The organism is Cellulomonas biazotea, assembly GCF_004306155.1.
Taxonomy (GTDB): domain Bacteria; phylum Actinomycetota; class Actinomycetes; order Actinomycetales; family Cellulomonadaceae; genus Cellulomonas; species Cellulomonas biazotea.
Genome location: NZ_BIMR01000011.1, coordinates 1 through 13,910, shown reverse-complemented (window position 1 = coordinate 13,910; position 13,910 = coordinate 1). Strand labels below are relative to the sequence as shown.

Below are 13,910 nucleotides of genomic sequence, written 5' to 3'. Positions count from 1 at the left end.
CGTCAGCACGGTCCCCTCCTGCGGGTCGGCCACCGCGGCGCGGGCCGCGCGCGCGGCGCTGGCGAGCGGGCCGGCGACGTCGTGCCCGCCCGGCCCGGCCGGAGCGAGACCCGCGGCGAAGCCGGCGAGGTACTGGCTGACGATGACGCCCGAGTTGCCCCGCGCGGCGAGCAGAGCGCCGTGCGCGAAGGCCCGGGCGACGGCCGTGGCGTCGGCGCCCGCGGGCAGGTGCTCGACCGCGTCGGCACCGCCGGTGACGGTGAGCAGCACGTTCGTCCCGGTGTCCGCGTCGGCCACGGGGAACACGTTGACGGCGTCCACCTGCGGCCGCGCGAGGTCGAGCGCCACGCGCGCGGTGCGCGCCCAGGTGCGCAGCACGTCGGCGTCGAGCACGTGGTCACCTTCCGGTCGGGCGTGGGTCGCCCCACACCCTGCCGCATCGTGCCCACATTTGGGACGCCTGCTGAGCATGGGCTAGTCTTGACCGGTTGCCCGATCGCCTCGGGCACTGGTGACGCGCGGACCGCCCCGGTCCTCGATCCCGATCCCACCTCTGGTGCGGTGACGAGCGTGTCCCGACAACCGACTTCGTCGCGACCCCGCGACGTGCCCGCATCGGTCCCGACCCGTCGGGGCCGGGTACCGACCGCAAGAACACAGGAGAAGATCGTGGCTGCCAACTGCGACGTCTGCGCCAAGGGCCCGAGCTTCGGGCACAGCATCTCGCACTCGCACGTGCGCACGAAGCGCCGCTGGAACCCGAACATCCAGCGCGTCCGCGCCGTCGTCGCGGGCACCCCGAAGCGCATCAACGTGTGCACCTCGTGCCTCAAGGCCGGCAAGGTCCAGCGCGCCGTCTGACGCCGCCGTACCGCCGGTCGCAAGGCCCGTGAGGCAATCGCCTCGCGGGCCTTCGCCATGCCCGGGCCATGTGGCAGGGTGACGACATGATCGAGCAGCTCGACGAGGTGACCATCCGCGCCGCCGGGACCGCCGACGCCGCGGGCATCGCCGCCGTGCACGTCCGGTCGTGGCAGGAGGCCTACGCGGGCATCGTGCCGGCCGACTTCCTGGCCGCCCTCGACGTGCCGACGCGGACCACCGAGTGGCAGGGCTACCTGCGGCGCGGGCCGGACGAGAACGTGCTGACCTGGGTCGCGGAGTCGAGCAACCGCGTCGTCGGGTTCGTCACCGCCGGCCCCAGCCGCGACGAGGACGCCGGTCGCGGCGACCGCGAGATCTACTCGATGTACCTGGACCCTGGGACATGGGGCCACGGCGTCGCGCGCGACCTCATGCGTACCGTCGTCGGCGAGCTCGGCGAGCGCACGCACCTCTCGCTGTGGGTGCTGGCGGCCAACGACCGCGCACGGCACTTCTACCGCCGGCACGGGTTCCAGGCGGACGGCGTCGAGCGCTTCGACGACGTCGGCGGCGCCGAGCTGCTCGAGGTCCGCTACCGCCGGAACTAGGTCCGAGCGACCGGCGCATCCGACGGGGTCCGGGCCGCGGGACCAGCGCCTGCCGGACGAACCTTGCCGCGCTCTGGTCGCGTGCGAGGCGGGCGTCCGGTCAGCCCGCGAAGTGGTCCCAACCCGGCCGGACCGTCGGCACGCTCCCCTGGACGAGCACGCCCGACCCCTGCGCCTCGGGCGCGCGCACGACGCCCACCCGCCGGAACGGTGCGGGCAGCGCGACGTCGGGCGGGAACGTCGCGAGCAGGCCGTGGTCCTCGCCGCCGCCGAGCACCCACGCGACCGGGTCCGCGCCGAGCGCCGCCGCGGTCGGCCGCACGCGGTCGAGGTCCGCCGCGAGCGCCACCTCCGGGTCGTCCAGGTCGACGACCACCCCGCTGGCCCGCCCGAGCCGCTCGGCGTCGCGCAGCAGACCGTCCGAGACGTCGAGCATCGCCGTGGCCCCGGCGACCGCCGCGTCCGGTCCGGCTGCCAGGGGCGAGGTGGGCCGGCGGAAGTCGCCGACGGCGCCGGGGTCGACCTCGGGGCGGCCCGCCGCCAGGGCCGCGTATCCGGCCGCCGACGTCCCGCAGACCCCCGCGTGCGCGACGACGTCGCCGGGACGCGCCCCCGACCGCAGGACGGGCGGCCGCCCCTCCAGGTCGCCGTGCGCGGTGACGGCGACGACCACGACAGGTCCGCCCGACAGGTCTCCCCCGACGACGTCGACCCCGTGCGGCCCGCATGCCGCGCCGAAGCCCCGGGCGAGCCCCTCGACCCAGTCGGCGGGCAGGTCGCCCGGCACGACCAGCGCGACGACGAGGCTCGTCGGCACGGCGCCCATCGCGGCGACGTCGGCCAGGTTCTGCACCGCGGCCCGGTGCCCGACGTCGTCGCCCGTCGACCAGTCCCGCCGGAAGTGCCGGTCCTCGACGAGGACGTCGGTCGTCACGACGACCCGTCCGTCCGGCGCGGTCACGACGGCGGCGTCGTCGCCGGGCCCGACGAGGGTGCGCGGGCCGCGCGGCAGGTGCGGGAAGATCCGCGCGAGCAGGCCGTCCTCGGACAGGTCGGCGACGAGCGGTGCGGCGGGCGAGTCGGTCACGCCGCCACGCTAGACGCCCGGCCGACCCGCCCGCGCCCGACGACCGGCGGCCGTGGCGGTTCTCACGCCCCGCGCGGGTCGGAGCCCTCCGGGACCGCGTTACGGTGACGTGTGCCCACCCCTCGCCCGCTGCGCCCGAGCGCGCCGACCCGGTCGCGGCGACGTCGCGCGGCCGTCGTCGTCGCCGGCGTGCCGCTGTTCGTCGCGACGGCGTGCGCCGCCCCCGCGGTGCCGGTGACCGTGGCACCCCACGCGACCGACCCCGTGTGCGCCGAGGTCGTCCTCGCGACCCCCGACTCGCTCGGCGAGGGCCTGGACCGCCTCGACACGACGAGCCAGGCGACGACGGCGTGGGGCGAGCCGACCGCGGCGGTCGTGCTGCGGTGCGGCGTCGAGCCGCTGGGTCCCACGACCGAGCGGTGCGTGACCGTCGAGACCGCCGACGGCACGGCCGTCGACTGGGTGGTCGTGGCGGACGACCCGCAGGACGAGGCGGGGTCCGACTGGACGTTCACGACCTACGGGCGCGTGCCCGCCGTCGAGGTGCGCGTGCCGGCCGCGGTGGCGTCCGCTCGGAGCACGTCGTTCGTCGACGCGCTCGGCCCGGCCGTGTCGCTCGCGACGGCCGAGCGGTCGTGCGTGGGCCTCGACGCGTTCTGACCCGACCGCCGAGCCACTGAGACGCTGCGGTCAGCGCAGCCCGGTGGGGCGTGCGAGCGCGAGCTGCACGAGCTCGTCGACGAGCTCCGGGTACGTGACGCCCGACGCCTCCCACATCCGCGGGTACATCGAGTAGGGCGTGAACCCCGGCATCGTGTTGATCTCGTTGACGACGACGCCCTCGTCGGTGACGAACACGTCGACGCGCGCGATCCCCTCGCACCCGATCGCCTCGAACGTCCGCACCGCGACGTCCTGCACCTGCGCGACGACGTCCGCGGGGAGGTCCGCCGGGCACGCGAGCGTGACACCGCCCTCGTCGAGGTACTTGGCCTCGAAGTCGTAGAACGCGTGCCGCGGGTCGGTCACGACGATCTCGCCCGGCAGGGACGCGCGCGCGCGACGGCCGGCACGACCGCCGAGCACGCCGCACTCGACCTCGCGCCCGACGACGGCCGCCTCGACGACGACCTTCGGGTCGTGCTCCTGCGCGGCGGCGAGCGCGGCGGGCAGGTCGGCCGCGTCGTCGACGCGCGTGATGCCGAGGCTGGACCCGGCGCGGGCGGGCTTGACGAACAGCGGCAGGCCGAGGGCCTCGACCCGGCGGGCGACACCCTCGGGGTCGCGGTCGAGCTCGCCGGGCAGGATCACGGTGAACGGGCCGACGGGCAGGCCGTGCCCCGCGAGGACGAGCTTCATCATGTGCTTGTCCATGCCGACCGCGGACGCCAGCACGCCCGCTCCGACGTACCGGACGTCGGCGAGCTCGAGCATGCCCTGCAGCGTGCCGTCCTCGCCGAACGGGCCGTGCAGCAGCGGGAAGACGACGTCGACGGACCCGAGCGTGCGCGGCAGGGTGCCGGGCTCGAGGACCTGGACCTCGCGGTCGTCGGTGGCCTGCGGCAGCAGGACGTGCGCTGCGGTGTCCTCGACCTGCGGCAGGTGCCCGTCGCGGATCGCCCACCGGTCGGGGTCGTCCTCCGCGAGCACCCAGCGGCCCGTCGGGGTGATGCCGACGGCGACGACGTCGTACCGCTCGCGGTCGAGCGCTCGCAGGACGCCGCCCGCGGTGGCGCAGCTGATCGCGTGCTCGCCGGACCGGCCGCCGAACAGCACCATGACGCGCGGTCGCGCGGGCGTGCCGTCGGTCGGGGCGTCGTGCGGGGTGGGCGTCGTGGCGGGGGTCGTGAGGGGCGCCGTGTCGTTCATCGCGCCCGACCCTACCCGCCGCGGGGCGCCGGTCCGGACGTTCCGGGCTGGCCGAGGGGCGTGACGCGTACGGTGCTGCCATGCCCGATGCCGCTCCCCTGTCCCCGGCCACGATCGTCGTCAGCGCGGGCCGTCCCGCCCGCACCCAGGCCGGCCCCGTGAACCCGCCGATCGTGCTCTCGTCGACGTACGTGTCCCAAGGCGCGGTGCCGGACGGCGAGCTGTTCTACGCGCGCGCGGACACCGAGACGTGGCACCCCTTCGAGGAGACGCTCGGCGCGCTCGAGGGCTCGGCCCACCCTGCAGTCCTGCTCGGGTCCGGCATGGCCGCGATCGCGGCGGCCCTCTCGCTCCTGCCGCCCGGAGGCCGGGTCGTCGTGCCGCGGCACGCCTACAACGTGACGGTCGCGCACGCGCACGACCTGGCGGCGCGCACCGGCGCGCAGGTCACGGTCGTCGACGTCGCCGACACCGAGGCGGTCGTCGCGGCCGTCCGCGGTGACGGGCCCGACGGCGACGGGTCGCCCGCGGCGATGCTCTGGGTCGAGTCGCCGACGAACCCCATGCTCGAGGTCGCGGACGTGCCCGCGCTCGTCGAGGCAGCGCACGCGGTCGGTGCGCTCGTCGCGGTCGACAACACGTTCGCCACGCCGCTCGGCCAGCAGCCGCTCGCGCTCGGCGCGGACGTCGTCGTGCACTCCGTGACGAAGTACCTCGCGGGCCACTCGGACGTCGTGCTGGGCGCCGCGCTGTCCGACGACCCGGCCCTGCACGCCGCCCTGCGCCGCTACCGGACGCTGCACGGCGCGATCGCGGGCCCGACCGAGGCGTGGCTCGCGCTGCGCGGCGTGCGGACGCTCGCGCTGCGCGTCGAGCGGTCGCAGGCCAACGCCGCCGAGCTCGCCCGGCGCCTCGCGGAGCACCCGGGCGTCGCGCAGGTGCGCCACCCGAGCCTGCCCGACGACCCGGGTCACGCCCGCGCGGCCGCCCAGATGCGCGGCTTCGGGTCGATCCTGGGGGTGCGACCGCACGGCGGGGTCGACGCGGCGGACGCCCTGGTCGCGGCCGTGCGGCTGTGGGTGCCTGCGACGAGCCTCGGCGGCGTCGAGTCCAGCCTGGAGCGTCGCCGGCGGTTCCCGCTGGAGACCGCGAGCGTGCCCGAGGACCTGCTGCGGCTGTCGGTCGGCGTCGAGGACGTCGAGGACCTGTGGCGCGACCTCGACCAGGCGCTGCGCGCGGCGACGGGCGTCACGGGCTGACGACGACGCCTGACCGGGACGGGCGCGCGTGAACGGTCCCGGTCAGGCGCCCTCGGCCTTGTGCGGCCGGGCGAGCAGCAGCGGCGCGAGCTGGTCGACGGGCAGACCCTCGTGCAGCACGCGGACCACGGCGTGCGTGATGGGCATCTCGACGCCCAGCGACGTCGCGAGCTCCAGCACCGACCGGCACGACTTCACACCCTCGGCGGTGCCACCGGTCGCGGCGACGGCCTCGTCGAGGGTCATCCCGCGGCCGATGTGACCGCCGAGCGTGTGGTTGCGCGAGTCGGGCGACGCGCACGTCGCCATGAGGTCGCCCATCCCGGCGAGCCCGGGGAACGTCTCGGCGTCGGCGCCCAGCGCGAGCCCGAGCCGGGTGATCTCGACCAGGCCGCGCGTGATGACGGTCGCCATCGTGTTGAACCCGAGCCCGCGACCCTGCGAGATGCCGACCGCGAGCGCGATGACGTTCTTCACCGCCCCGCACAGCTCGACGCCGACGACGTCGGGGTTCGTGTACGGACGGAAGTAGGACGACGCGCACGCGCGCGCGACGAGCCGCGCGGTGTCGTCGCTGGTCGACGCGATGACCGTGGCCGTCGGCTGCCGCTGGGCGATCTCCCGGGCCAGGTTCGGGCCGGACACGACGGCGACGCGCTCGGGCGCGAGCCCGAGGGCCTCCGCGACGACCTCGCTCATGCGCCGGTCGGTCGACAGCTCGACGCCCTTCATGAGCGACACCGCGACCGTGCGCGGGCCGATCGCGTCGCGCAGCGGCTCGAGCACGCTGCGCGCCCGCTGCGACGGCACGGCGACCGCGACGACGTCGGCACCGCGGACGGCCGCGTGCGCGTCGGTCGTGGCGGTCACCCGCGGCGGCAGCTCGATCCCCGGCAGGTACGCCTCGTTGCGGTGGTCCTCGGCGATCTGCCGGCACGTCTTCTCGTCGCGGCCCCACACGGTGACGTCGCACCCGGCGTCAGCCATGACGGCCGCGAACGTCGTGCCCCAGCTCCCGGCCCCCAGCACCGCGGTGCGCAGGCGGGGCGCGGCGGGCTCGTCGGGTGGCAGCAGGTCGGCCGTCACCGCTGCTCCGGCCCGGTCGCCGTGCCGGCACCGCCGGCCGTACCGCCGGCCTCGCCCTGGCGCTCGCGCGCGGCGGCCTTGCGCATGTCGTAGCGGACGGCCGGCGCCCGCTCGCCGCGGATCTCCTCGAGGAGGACCGTGATGGCCGTGACGACCCGCTCGGTGGCCTCACGCAGCGTCGCGGTGTCCTGCGGCCGGTCGTAGAGGTCGTCGAGCACGACGGGCGGGCCCGCGACGATCGTGACCTTCTTCGGCGGGATCGGCTTGAAGAGCTTCTTGTACCGGCCCAGCAGGTCCTGCGGACCCCACTGCGCGACCGGGACGACCGGCGCCCGCGTCGACAGCGCGAGGCGCGCGACGCCCGTCTTGCCGACCATCGGCCACAGGTCGGGGTCCCGCGTGAGGGTGCCCTCGGGGAACACCGCGACGCAGTCGCCGTCGGCGATCGCCGCGATCGCCTCCTGCAGGGACTCGCCCGCAGCCGCCGTGTTGCGGTGCACGGGGATCTGCCCGGTCGCCCGCAGCACCTTGCCGACGACCGGCACCGAGAACAGCGACGCCTTCGCGAGGATCTTCGGCACGAAGCCGTTGTCCCACAGGAAGTGCGCGAACGTCAGCGGGTCGATGTTCGTCATGTGGTTCGACGCGACGATGACCCCGCGGTCGCGCGGGATGTTCTCCACCCCCCGCCAGTCACGGCGCGTGATCGCGAGGAGCAGCGGGCGCAGGATGCGGGCGACGACCCGGAAGGCGCGGTTCGAGCGAGGCGGCGGCGGCACGGTTGGGGATGCTACCGGGCGTCAGTCGCGGCTGAACTCGGCGCCCAGGGCCTCGAGCTTCTGCGTGAAGCGCTCGTACCCCCGGTCGATGAGGCTGATGCCGCGCACCGCCGAGGTGCCCTTCGCCGTGAGCGCGGCGATGAGGTGGCTGAAGCCGCCCCGCAGGTCGGGGACCTCGATGTCGGCCGCCGCCAGCGGCGTCGGGCCGCTGATGACCGCCGAGTGGTAGAAGTTGCGCTGGCCGAACCGGCACGGCCGGCCGCCCAGGCACTCCTTGTAGACCTGGATCGTCGCGCCCATGCCGACGAGCGCGTCGACGAACCCGAAGCGGTTCTCGTACACCGTCTCGTGCACGATCGACAGGCCCTTGGCCTGCGTGAGCGCGACCACGAGCGGCTGCTGCCAGTCCGTCATGAACCCGGGGTGCACGTCCGTCTCGAGCGTGATCGAGCGCAGGTCGCCACCGGGGTGGAAGAACCGGATGCCCGCGTCGTCGACGTGGAACTCCCCGCCGACCTTGCGGAACGTGTTGAGGAACGTCGTCATCTCGGGCTGCGTCGCGCCGCGGACGTACACGTCGCCGCCCGTCGCGAGCGCCGCCGACGCCCACGACGCCGCCTCGATGCGGTCCGCGAGCGCGGTGTGCTGGAAGCCGACGAGCCGGTCGACTCCCTCGATCCGGATCACCCGGTCGGTGTCGACCGAGATGATCGCGCCCATCTTCTGCAGGACGTTGATGAGGTCCATGATCTCGGGCTCGATGGCCGCGCCCGCGAGCTCCGTGATGCCCTCGGCCCGCACGGCCGTGAGCAGCAGCTGCTCGGTCGCGCCGACGCTCGGGTACGGCAGCGCGATCTTCGTGCCCTGGAGGCGGCGCGGCGCGCGGATGTGGATGCCGTTGTCCTGCTTGTCCACGACCGCGCCGAACTGCCGCAGGATGTCGAGGTGGTAGTTGATCGGCCGGTCGCCGATGCGGCAGCCACCCAGGTCGGGGATGAACGCCTCGCCGAGCCGGTGCAGCAGCGGGCCGCAGAAGAGGATCGGGATCCGGCTGGACCCCGCGTGCGCGTCGATGTCGGCGACGTGTGCGCTCTCCACGTCCGTCGGGTCCAGGTGCAGGGTGCCCGCGTCGGCGTCCGCGTCGACCCGCACCCCGTGCAGCTCGAGCAGGCCCGTCACGACCCCGACGTCCCGGATCTGCGGGACGTTGCGCAGCACGCTCGGCGTCTCCCCCAGCAGTGCCGCCACCATCGCCTTCGAGACGAAGTTCTTGGCACCGCGGACGGTGATCTCGCCCGACAGGGGCGTGCCACCGTTGACGTACAGCAGATCGCTCATGGCCTCATCGTCTCCCACGCGCAGGGGTGGTCCTGACCGTGCACGGCTCGCCGCGCCGTCACGGCTGCAAAACCTTCACAACTGGTCGTCATCGGACGCGGGGCTAGGACTTCTTGCCCCGCTTCTTGCCGTTCTCGGCGCGGGCGCCCGAGGACGCCGCACGCTTGCCGGACCGGGCGGCCTTCGCGGCCTTGCCCGACGTTCCCTTGGCGGTCTTGGCGGACTTCCCGGCCTTGGCCTTCTCGGTCGTGGCGGACTTCCCGGCCTTGGCCTTGCCCGCCTTCTCGGCCTTGCCCGCCTTCTCGGCCTTGCCCGCCTTCTCGGCCTTGCCCGCCTTCTCGGGCCTCGCGCTCGTGGGTGCCTTCGCGACCTTCGCCGGCTTCTCGACGTCGGCGGGCGCGACCGGCGCGGGCGTCGACACGCGCGCGACCCCGTCCGGGTGGGCGACGGCCGTCCGCAGACCGGCACCGGGACGGAACCGGGCGACGGTCGTGGCGGCGACCTCGACCACGGCGCCGGTGCGCGGGTTGCGCGCCGAGCGGGCCGCGCGGGAGGCGGGTTCGAACGTCCCGAAGCCCGTGAGCGTCACGCGCTCACCCGCCGCGAGCGACTGCGTGACGACGTCCAGGACGGCGTCGACGGCCGCTGCCGCTTGCGCTCGCGGCGTGCCGCTCGCCACCAGCCGGTCCACGATCTGCGCCTTGCCCGTCATGCGGCCCCCTCTCGGACGGCGGCGTCCGGTACGCCTGGCCTCACGCTAGCCACCCGCGGGCGGTCGTGCGGGACATCCGGCGGGCCGCGGCTCGCGACCCGCCGGTCCTCGCGTCAGGAACGGCGACCGATCTCGACCGGCACGGGGCGTGCGGCCTGGATCTCGACGGGGGGCAGGTGCTTGGCGGGCAGGGCGCGCGGCCGCCACGGCTCACGGGTCGTCTCGAACGCGCTGATCTCGTCCGCGTGCTGCAGCGTGAGGCCGATGTCGTCGAGGCCCTCGAGCAGGCGCCAGCGCGTGTAGTCGTCGACCTGGAAGGGCACGACGACGTCGTCGCACGTGATCGTGCGCGACTCCAGGTCGACGGTCACCTCCGTGCCGGGGCGCGTCTCGAGGATCTTCCAGATGAGCTCGATGTCCTCCTGCGACGCCTGGGCCGCGAGCAGCCCCTGCTTGCCGGAGTTGCCGCGGAAGATGTCCGCGAACCGGGCCGAGATCACGACGCGGAACCCGTAGTCCTTGAGCGCCCAGACGGCATGCTCGCGGGACGAGCCGGTGCCGAAGTCGGGGCCCGCGACGAGGACGGAGCCGGCCTTGTACGCGTCCTGGTTGAGCAGGAACTCCGGGTCGCCGCGCCAGGCGGCGAACAGGGCGTCCTCGAAGCCCGTGCGCGTCACGCGCTTGAGGTAGACGGCGGGGATGATCTGGTCGGTGTCGACGTTGCTGCGGCGCAGCGGGACCCCGATGCCGGTGTGCTGGGTGAACTTCTCCATGACGGTGCTTCTTTCGGGTTCGCGGGTCGGGGTCAGACCGTCTGGAGGTCCGTGAGCGGGCTGCCGTCGATGAGCGACGCGTCCTGGCCGAGGTCGGCGACGGACGACAGCGTGCCGCGGATCGCGGTCGCCGCGGCGACGAGCGGGGACACGAGGTGCGTCCGGCCGCCCTTGCCCTGGCGACCCTCGAAGTTGCGGTTCGACGTCGACGCCGAGCGCTCCCCCGGGGCGAGCTGGTCGGGGTTCATGCCCAGACACATCGAGCAGCCGGCGTTGCGCCACTCGGCACCGAAGTCGAGGAAGATCTTGTCGAGGCCCTCGGCCTCGGCCTGCAGGCGGACCCGCGCCGAGGCGGGGACCACGAGGACGCGGACGTCGTCGGCCTTGTGCTTGCCCTGGACGACCTTGGCGACCGAGCGCAGGTCCTCGATGCGGCCGTTGGTGCACGAGCCGATGAAGACCGTGTCGACCTTGATCTCGCGCAGCGGCTGGCCGGGCGTGAGGCCCATGTACTCGATGGCCCGCTCGGCGGCGACGCGCTCGTTGGCGTCGGCGATGTCCTCCGGGACGGGGACCGAGGCGGACAGCGGCAGGCCCTGGCCGGGGTTGGTGCCCCACGTGACGAACGGCTCGAGGTCCGCCGCACGCAGCACGACCTCCTCGTCGAACGTCGCGTCGTCGTCGCTGCGCAGCGTCCGCCAGTACGCGACCGCGGCGTCCCAGTCCGCGCCCTCGGGCGCGTGCGGGCGGCCCTTGAGGTACTCGAACGTGGTGTCGTCGGGCGCGATCATGCCGGCGCGGGCGCCGGCCTCGATCGACATGTTGCAGATCGTCATGCGGGCTTCCATCGACAGCGACCGGATCGCCTCGCCGCGGTACTCGAGCACGTAGCCCTGCCCGCCGCCGGTGCCGATCTTCGCGATGATCGCGAGGATGATGTCCTTGCTGGTGGCCCCGGGCGGGAGCTGGCCGTCGACGGTGATCGCCATGGTCTTGAACGGCGCGAGGGGCAGCGTCTGGGTGGCCAGGACGTGCTCGACCTCGCTCGTGCCGATGCCGAACGCGAGCGCGCCGAACGCGCCGTGGGTCGAGGTGTGCGAGTCGCCGCAGACGACCGTCAGGCCGGGCTGGGTGAGCCCGAGCTGCGGGCCGACCTGGTGGACGATGCCCTGGTCGGCGTCGCCGAGCGAGTGGATCCGGACGCCGAACTCCGCGGCGTTGCGGCGCAGCGTCTCGATCTGGGTGCGGCTCGTCGCGTCGGCGATGGGCCGGTCGATGTCGAGCGTGGGGGTGTTGTGGTCCTCGGTCGCGAGCGTGAGGTCGGGCCGTCGGACCGGACGCCCGGCGAGCCGGAGGCCCTCGAACGCCTGCGGGCTGGTGACCTCGTGCACGAGGTGCAGGTCGATGTAGAGGAGGTCGGGCGCACCGTCGGTGCCACGGCGCACGACGTGCGCGTCCCAGACCTTCTCCGCCAACGTGCCGGCCATGTTCTCGGTCCTCTTCTCTCGTCCGGGAGGGGGGTGTTCCCGGTTTCGTGGCCGATCTGCTTGCATCTCAGCCTTCGAGACGCCAATATCGACCTATGGACAACTCTAGCGGAGTCGGCGTCCTGGACAAGGCCGCATCCGTCCTCAGCGCTCTCGAGGCAGGACCGGCGACCCTCGCGCAGCTCGTGACCGCCACCCATCTTGCCCGCCCCACCGCCCACCGCCTGGCCGTCGCCCTCGAGCACCACCGGCTCGTCGCCCGCGACATGCAGGGCCGGTTCGTGCTCGGACCACGCCTGTCCGAGCTCGCGACGGCGGCCGGGGAGGACCGCCTCCTCGCCGCGGCGAGCCCCGTGCTGGCCGCCCTGCGCGACCACACCGGTGAGTCGGCGCAGCTCTACCGCCGCCAGGGTGACATGCGGATCTGCGTCGCAGCCGCCGAACGTCCTATCGGCCTGCGCGACTTGATCCCCGTCGGGGCGACCCTCACGATGCAGGCCGGCTCCGCAGCGCAGATCCTGCTCGCCTGGGAGGAGCCCGACCGGCTGCACCGCGGCCTGCAGGGCGCCAAGTTCACGGCGACGATCCTGTCCGGCGTGCGTCGACGCGGCTGGGCGCAGTCGGTGTCCGAGCGCGAGGTCGGCGTGGCGTCCGTGTCCGCCCCCGTGCGCGGCCCGTCGGGGCGCGTCGTCGCGGCCGTCTCCGTGTCCGGACCGCTCGAGCGCCTCTCCCGGCAGCCCGGGCGTCTGCACGCGGCGGCCGTCGTGTCCGCCGCCAACCGCCTGACGGAGGTGCTCCGCCGCACGGCGGAGTGACCTCTCCCCCGTTCGCCCTCGGACCCCCTCGCGTGCCGGCCGCGAGGGGGTCCACACGCGTGCGCCGCCCGCGGCACCGACCGGCCCTGCGTCAGCACGACGGCCGGCGCGGCGTCGAGGAACGACGGCCAGGAACGACGGCCAGGAACGACGAAGGCCCGGTCACCGAGGTGACCGGGCCTTGACGTACCCCCGACCGGATTCGAACCGGCGCTACCGCCGTGAGAGGGCGGCGTGCTAGGCCGCTACACAACGGGGGCCTATCAGCGGCGAGACCCGCAGGTCGCGCTTACCGAGTGAACACTTTACCCGATCATCCGAGGGACTCGGACCATCCGATCAGCGGTGCTCGCGCTGGGGTACCAGGACTCGAACCTAGACTAACTGAACCAGAATCAGTCGTGCTGCCAATTACACCATACCCCATGGGGGTATGACCTCCGGGCGTTCGACGGCCTGCCCGGAGGCGGCTCGTCGTCTTCCGGACGTCGTACCGGCGGTGAACATTACCCGAGCACCGGCGCCTCGGTCCAACTGGCTCCCGCCGGACCAGCCGTTCGAGGGCCGTTCGTGACGAACGCCACGACCGTCGAGCGCGACGGCCCTACCGGTCAGCGCGGCACGGAGCCCAGCTCGGAGACGTCGTACCAGAGCAGGTCCCGCTCCTCGAGACGCTCCAGGGCCGCCTCGTCCCCCGCCAGCGCCGCCTCGACGTCGGCGCGGGCCGCGGGCTCGTCCACGTGCGCGCACGCGATGTCCTCGCGCCCGACGGCCACGAGCAGCTCGACCGTGCTCGGCGACAGCGCGTCGTCCGACACCCCACCCACCGCCGACTCGGGCACGTCGACCGACACCACGACCCGCAGGCGCGGCGCGTCGGCGTGCTCGGCGAGCAGGTTCAGGGCGTCGTCGGCGGCCGCCAGCTGCGCGGCGAACTCCAGCGTCTCCTCGTCCTCGTCGGGCAGGACGGCCCGCAGCGCGGGCGTCACGGCATGCGCCGGCCGGGCGGCGAACGGGCCGAGGATCTCGTCGAGGGTCACAGGCAGGTAGACGCGCACGGCCCCAGTCTGCCCGGTCTCAGCGCCCCACGGCCTGCAGCGTCGCGGTCGACGCCACCAGGCCGGGGGCCGCCGCCCCGAGGCGGGCCGCGACGCCGGCCAGGGCGCGCCGCGCGGGCGAGCCGGGGACGGCCTCGCGCAGCGTGCGCGCCTCGAGCAGGGCCGCGTCCAGCGC

15 protein-coding genes and 2 tRNA genes are annotated in these 13,910 nt (G+C 74.4%); 5 read left to right on the top strand and 12 right to left on the bottom strand.

Features of this window, described 5'->3' with window-relative positions:
• The coding region (locus tag CBZ_RS00835; RefSeq protein WP_218022690.1) for a DAK2 domain-containing protein at positions 1-393 on the bottom strand (393 nt) is incomplete at its 3' end.
• Positions 394-669: 276 nt separating this feature from the next.
• Between CBZ_RS00835 and rpmB the strand changes: the two genes are divergently transcribed.
• Together rpmB and CBZ_RS00825 are read left to right on the top strand one after the other, a co-directional pair.
• Complete coding sequence (gene rpmB / locus CBZ_RS00830) at positions 670-861, top strand: 50S ribosomal protein L28 (protein WP_013771599.1); 192 nt, start codon at positions 670-672, stop codon at positions 859-861.
• 86 nt (positions 862-947) lie between these two features.
• Positions 948-1,472, top strand: a complete 525-nt coding sequence (locus tag CBZ_RS00825; protein ID WP_130779728.1) for a GNAT family N-acetyltransferase — start codon at positions 948-950, stop codon at positions 1,470-1,472.
• Between the two features lie 100 nt (positions 1,473-1,572).
• Here the strand turns inward: CBZ_RS00825 and CBZ_RS00820 are convergent, their stop codons facing one another.
• A complete protein-coding gene (locus tag CBZ_RS00820; RefSeq protein WP_130779727.1) occupies positions 1,573-2,559 on the bottom strand; it encodes a thiamine-phosphate kinase in 987 nt (328 codons plus the stop codon).
• Between the two features lie 111 nt (positions 2,560-2,670).
• Between CBZ_RS00820 and CBZ_RS00815 the strand changes: the two genes are divergently transcribed.
• Positions 2,671-3,219 carry a DUF3515 family protein gene (locus tag CBZ_RS00815; RefSeq protein WP_373862130.1) on the top strand — a complete coding sequence of 183 codons (549 nt, stop codon included), beginning with the start codon at positions 2,671-2,673 and terminating at the stop codon, positions 3,217-3,219.
• A 30-nt stretch (positions 3,220-3,249) separates the two neighbouring features.
• Here the strand turns inward: CBZ_RS00815 and CBZ_RS00810 are convergent, their stop codons facing one another.
• Positions 3,250-4,428: a D-alanine--D-alanine ligase family protein gene (locus tag CBZ_RS00810; RefSeq protein ID WP_130779726.1), complete on the bottom strand. Its 1,179-nt coding sequence runs from the start codon at positions 4,426-4,428 to the stop codon at positions 3,250-3,252.
• Positions 4,429-4,508: 80 nt separating this feature from the next.
• Between CBZ_RS00810 and CBZ_RS00805 the strand changes: the two genes are divergently transcribed.
• The gene (locus CBZ_RS00805; protein ID WP_130779725.1) at positions 4,509-5,687 is read left to right on the top strand and encodes a trans-sulfuration enzyme family protein; all 1,179 of its coding nucleotides are present in this window, start codon (positions 4,509-4,511) and stop codon (positions 5,685-5,687) included.
• A 42-nt stretch (positions 5,688-5,729) separates the two neighbouring features.
• Here the strand turns inward: CBZ_RS00805 and CBZ_RS00800 are convergent, their stop codons facing one another.
• The 6 genes from CBZ_RS00800 to leuC all read right to left on the bottom strand — a co-directional run bounded on the left by CBZ_RS00800 (position 5,730) and on the right by leuC (position 11,862).
• Positions 5,730-6,773, bottom strand: coding sequence for an NAD(P)H-dependent glycerol-3-phosphate dehydrogenase (locus CBZ_RS00800; protein WP_130779724.1), 1,044 nt, complete (start codon positions 6,771-6,773; stop codon positions 5,730-5,732).
• The gene (locus CBZ_RS00795) at positions 6,770-7,552 is read right to left on the bottom strand and encodes a lysophospholipid acyltransferase family protein (protein ID WP_130779723.1); all 783 of its coding nucleotides are present in this window, start codon (positions 7,550-7,552) and stop codon (positions 6,770-6,772) included. Before CBZ_RS00795 ends, CBZ_RS00800 begins: the two co-directional genes overlap by 4 nt.
• 21 nt (positions 7,553-7,573) lie before the next feature.
• The gene (gene murA, locus CBZ_RS00790; RefSeq protein ID WP_130779722.1) at positions 7,574-8,890 is read right to left on the bottom strand and encodes a UDP-N-acetylglucosamine 1-carboxyvinyltransferase; all 1,317 of its coding nucleotides are present in this window, start codon (positions 8,888-8,890) and stop codon (positions 7,574-7,576) included.
• 103 nt (positions 8,891-8,993) lie between these two features.
• On the bottom strand, positions 8,994-9,602 hold the full coding sequence (locus CBZ_RS00785) for an HU family DNA-binding protein (RefSeq protein ID WP_130779721.1): 609 nt from the start codon (positions 9,600-9,602) through the stop codon (positions 8,994-8,996).
• Between the two features lie 113 nt (positions 9,603-9,715).
• Positions 9,716-10,375 (bottom strand): 3-isopropylmalate dehydratase small subunit, encoded by a 660-nt coding sequence (gene leuD / locus CBZ_RS00780; protein ID WP_130779720.1) that lies wholly within the window; start codon positions 10,373-10,375, stop codon positions 9,716-9,718.
• A 32-nt stretch (positions 10,376-10,407) separates the two neighbouring features.
• The gene (leuC, locus tag CBZ_RS00775; RefSeq protein ID WP_130779719.1) at positions 10,408-11,862 is read right to left on the bottom strand and encodes a 3-isopropylmalate dehydratase large subunit; all 1,455 of its coding nucleotides are present in this window, start codon (positions 11,860-11,862) and stop codon (positions 10,408-10,410) included.
• 95 nt (positions 11,863-11,957) lie between these two features.
• Here leuC and CBZ_RS00770 point away from each other — a divergent pair, with 95 nt between their 5' ends.
• Positions 11,958-12,677 (top strand): IclR family transcriptional regulator, encoded by a 720-nt coding sequence (locus CBZ_RS00770; RefSeq protein WP_130779718.1) that lies wholly within the window; start codon positions 11,958-11,960, stop codon positions 12,675-12,677.
• Between the two features lie 187 nt (positions 12,678-12,864).
• Here the strand turns inward: CBZ_RS00770 and CBZ_RS00765 are convergent.
• The 3 genes from CBZ_RS00765 to CBZ_RS00755 form a co-directional block, all read right to left on the bottom strand.
• Positions 12,865-12,937, bottom strand: a tRNA-Glu gene (locus CBZ_RS00765).
• 94 nt (positions 12,938-13,031) lie between these two features.
• Positions 13,032-13,103: transfer RNA gene (locus CBZ_RS00760), tRNA-Gln, on the bottom strand.
• 185 nt (positions 13,104-13,288) lie between these two features.
• Positions 13,289-13,735 (bottom strand): DUF6912 family protein, encoded by a 447-nt coding sequence (locus tag CBZ_RS00755; protein ID WP_130779717.1) that lies wholly within the window; start codon positions 13,733-13,735, stop codon positions 13,289-13,291.
• Positions 13,736-13,910 lie beyond the last annotated feature (175 nt).

Bases quoted from the DNA above. Each gene is read 5' to 3' on its own strand.
- CBZ_RS00825 (WP_130779728.1), top strand. From the start codon at position 948: ATGATCGAGCAGCTCGACGAGGTGACCATCCGCGCCGCCGGGACCGCC.
- CBZ_RS00810 (WP_130779726.1), bottom strand. From the start codon at position 4,428: ATGAACGACACGGCGCCCCTCACGACCCCCGCCACGACGCCCACCCCG.
- CBZ_RS00805 (WP_130779725.1), top strand. From the start codon at position 4,509: ATGCCCGATGCCGCTCCCCTGTCCCCGGCCACGATCGTCGTCAGCGCG.
- murA (WP_130779722.1), bottom strand. From the start codon at position 8,890: ATGAGCGATCTGCTGTACGTCAACGGTGGCACGCCCCTGTCGGGCGAG.
- CBZ_RS00785 (WP_130779721.1), bottom strand. From the start codon at position 9,602: ATGACGGGCAAGGCGCAGATCGTGGACCGGCTGGTGGCGAGCGGCACG.
- leuD (WP_130779720.1), bottom strand. From the start codon at position 10,375: ATGGAGAAGTTCACCCAGCACACCGGCATCGGGGTCCCGCTGCGCCGC.
- leuC (WP_130779719.1), bottom strand. From the start codon at position 11,862: ATGGCCGGCACGTTGGCGGAGAAGGTCTGGGACGCGCACGTCGTGCGC.
- CBZ_RS00770 (WP_130779718.1), top strand. From the start codon at position 11,958: ATGGACAACTCTAGCGGAGTCGGCGTCCTGGACAAGGCCGCATCCGTC.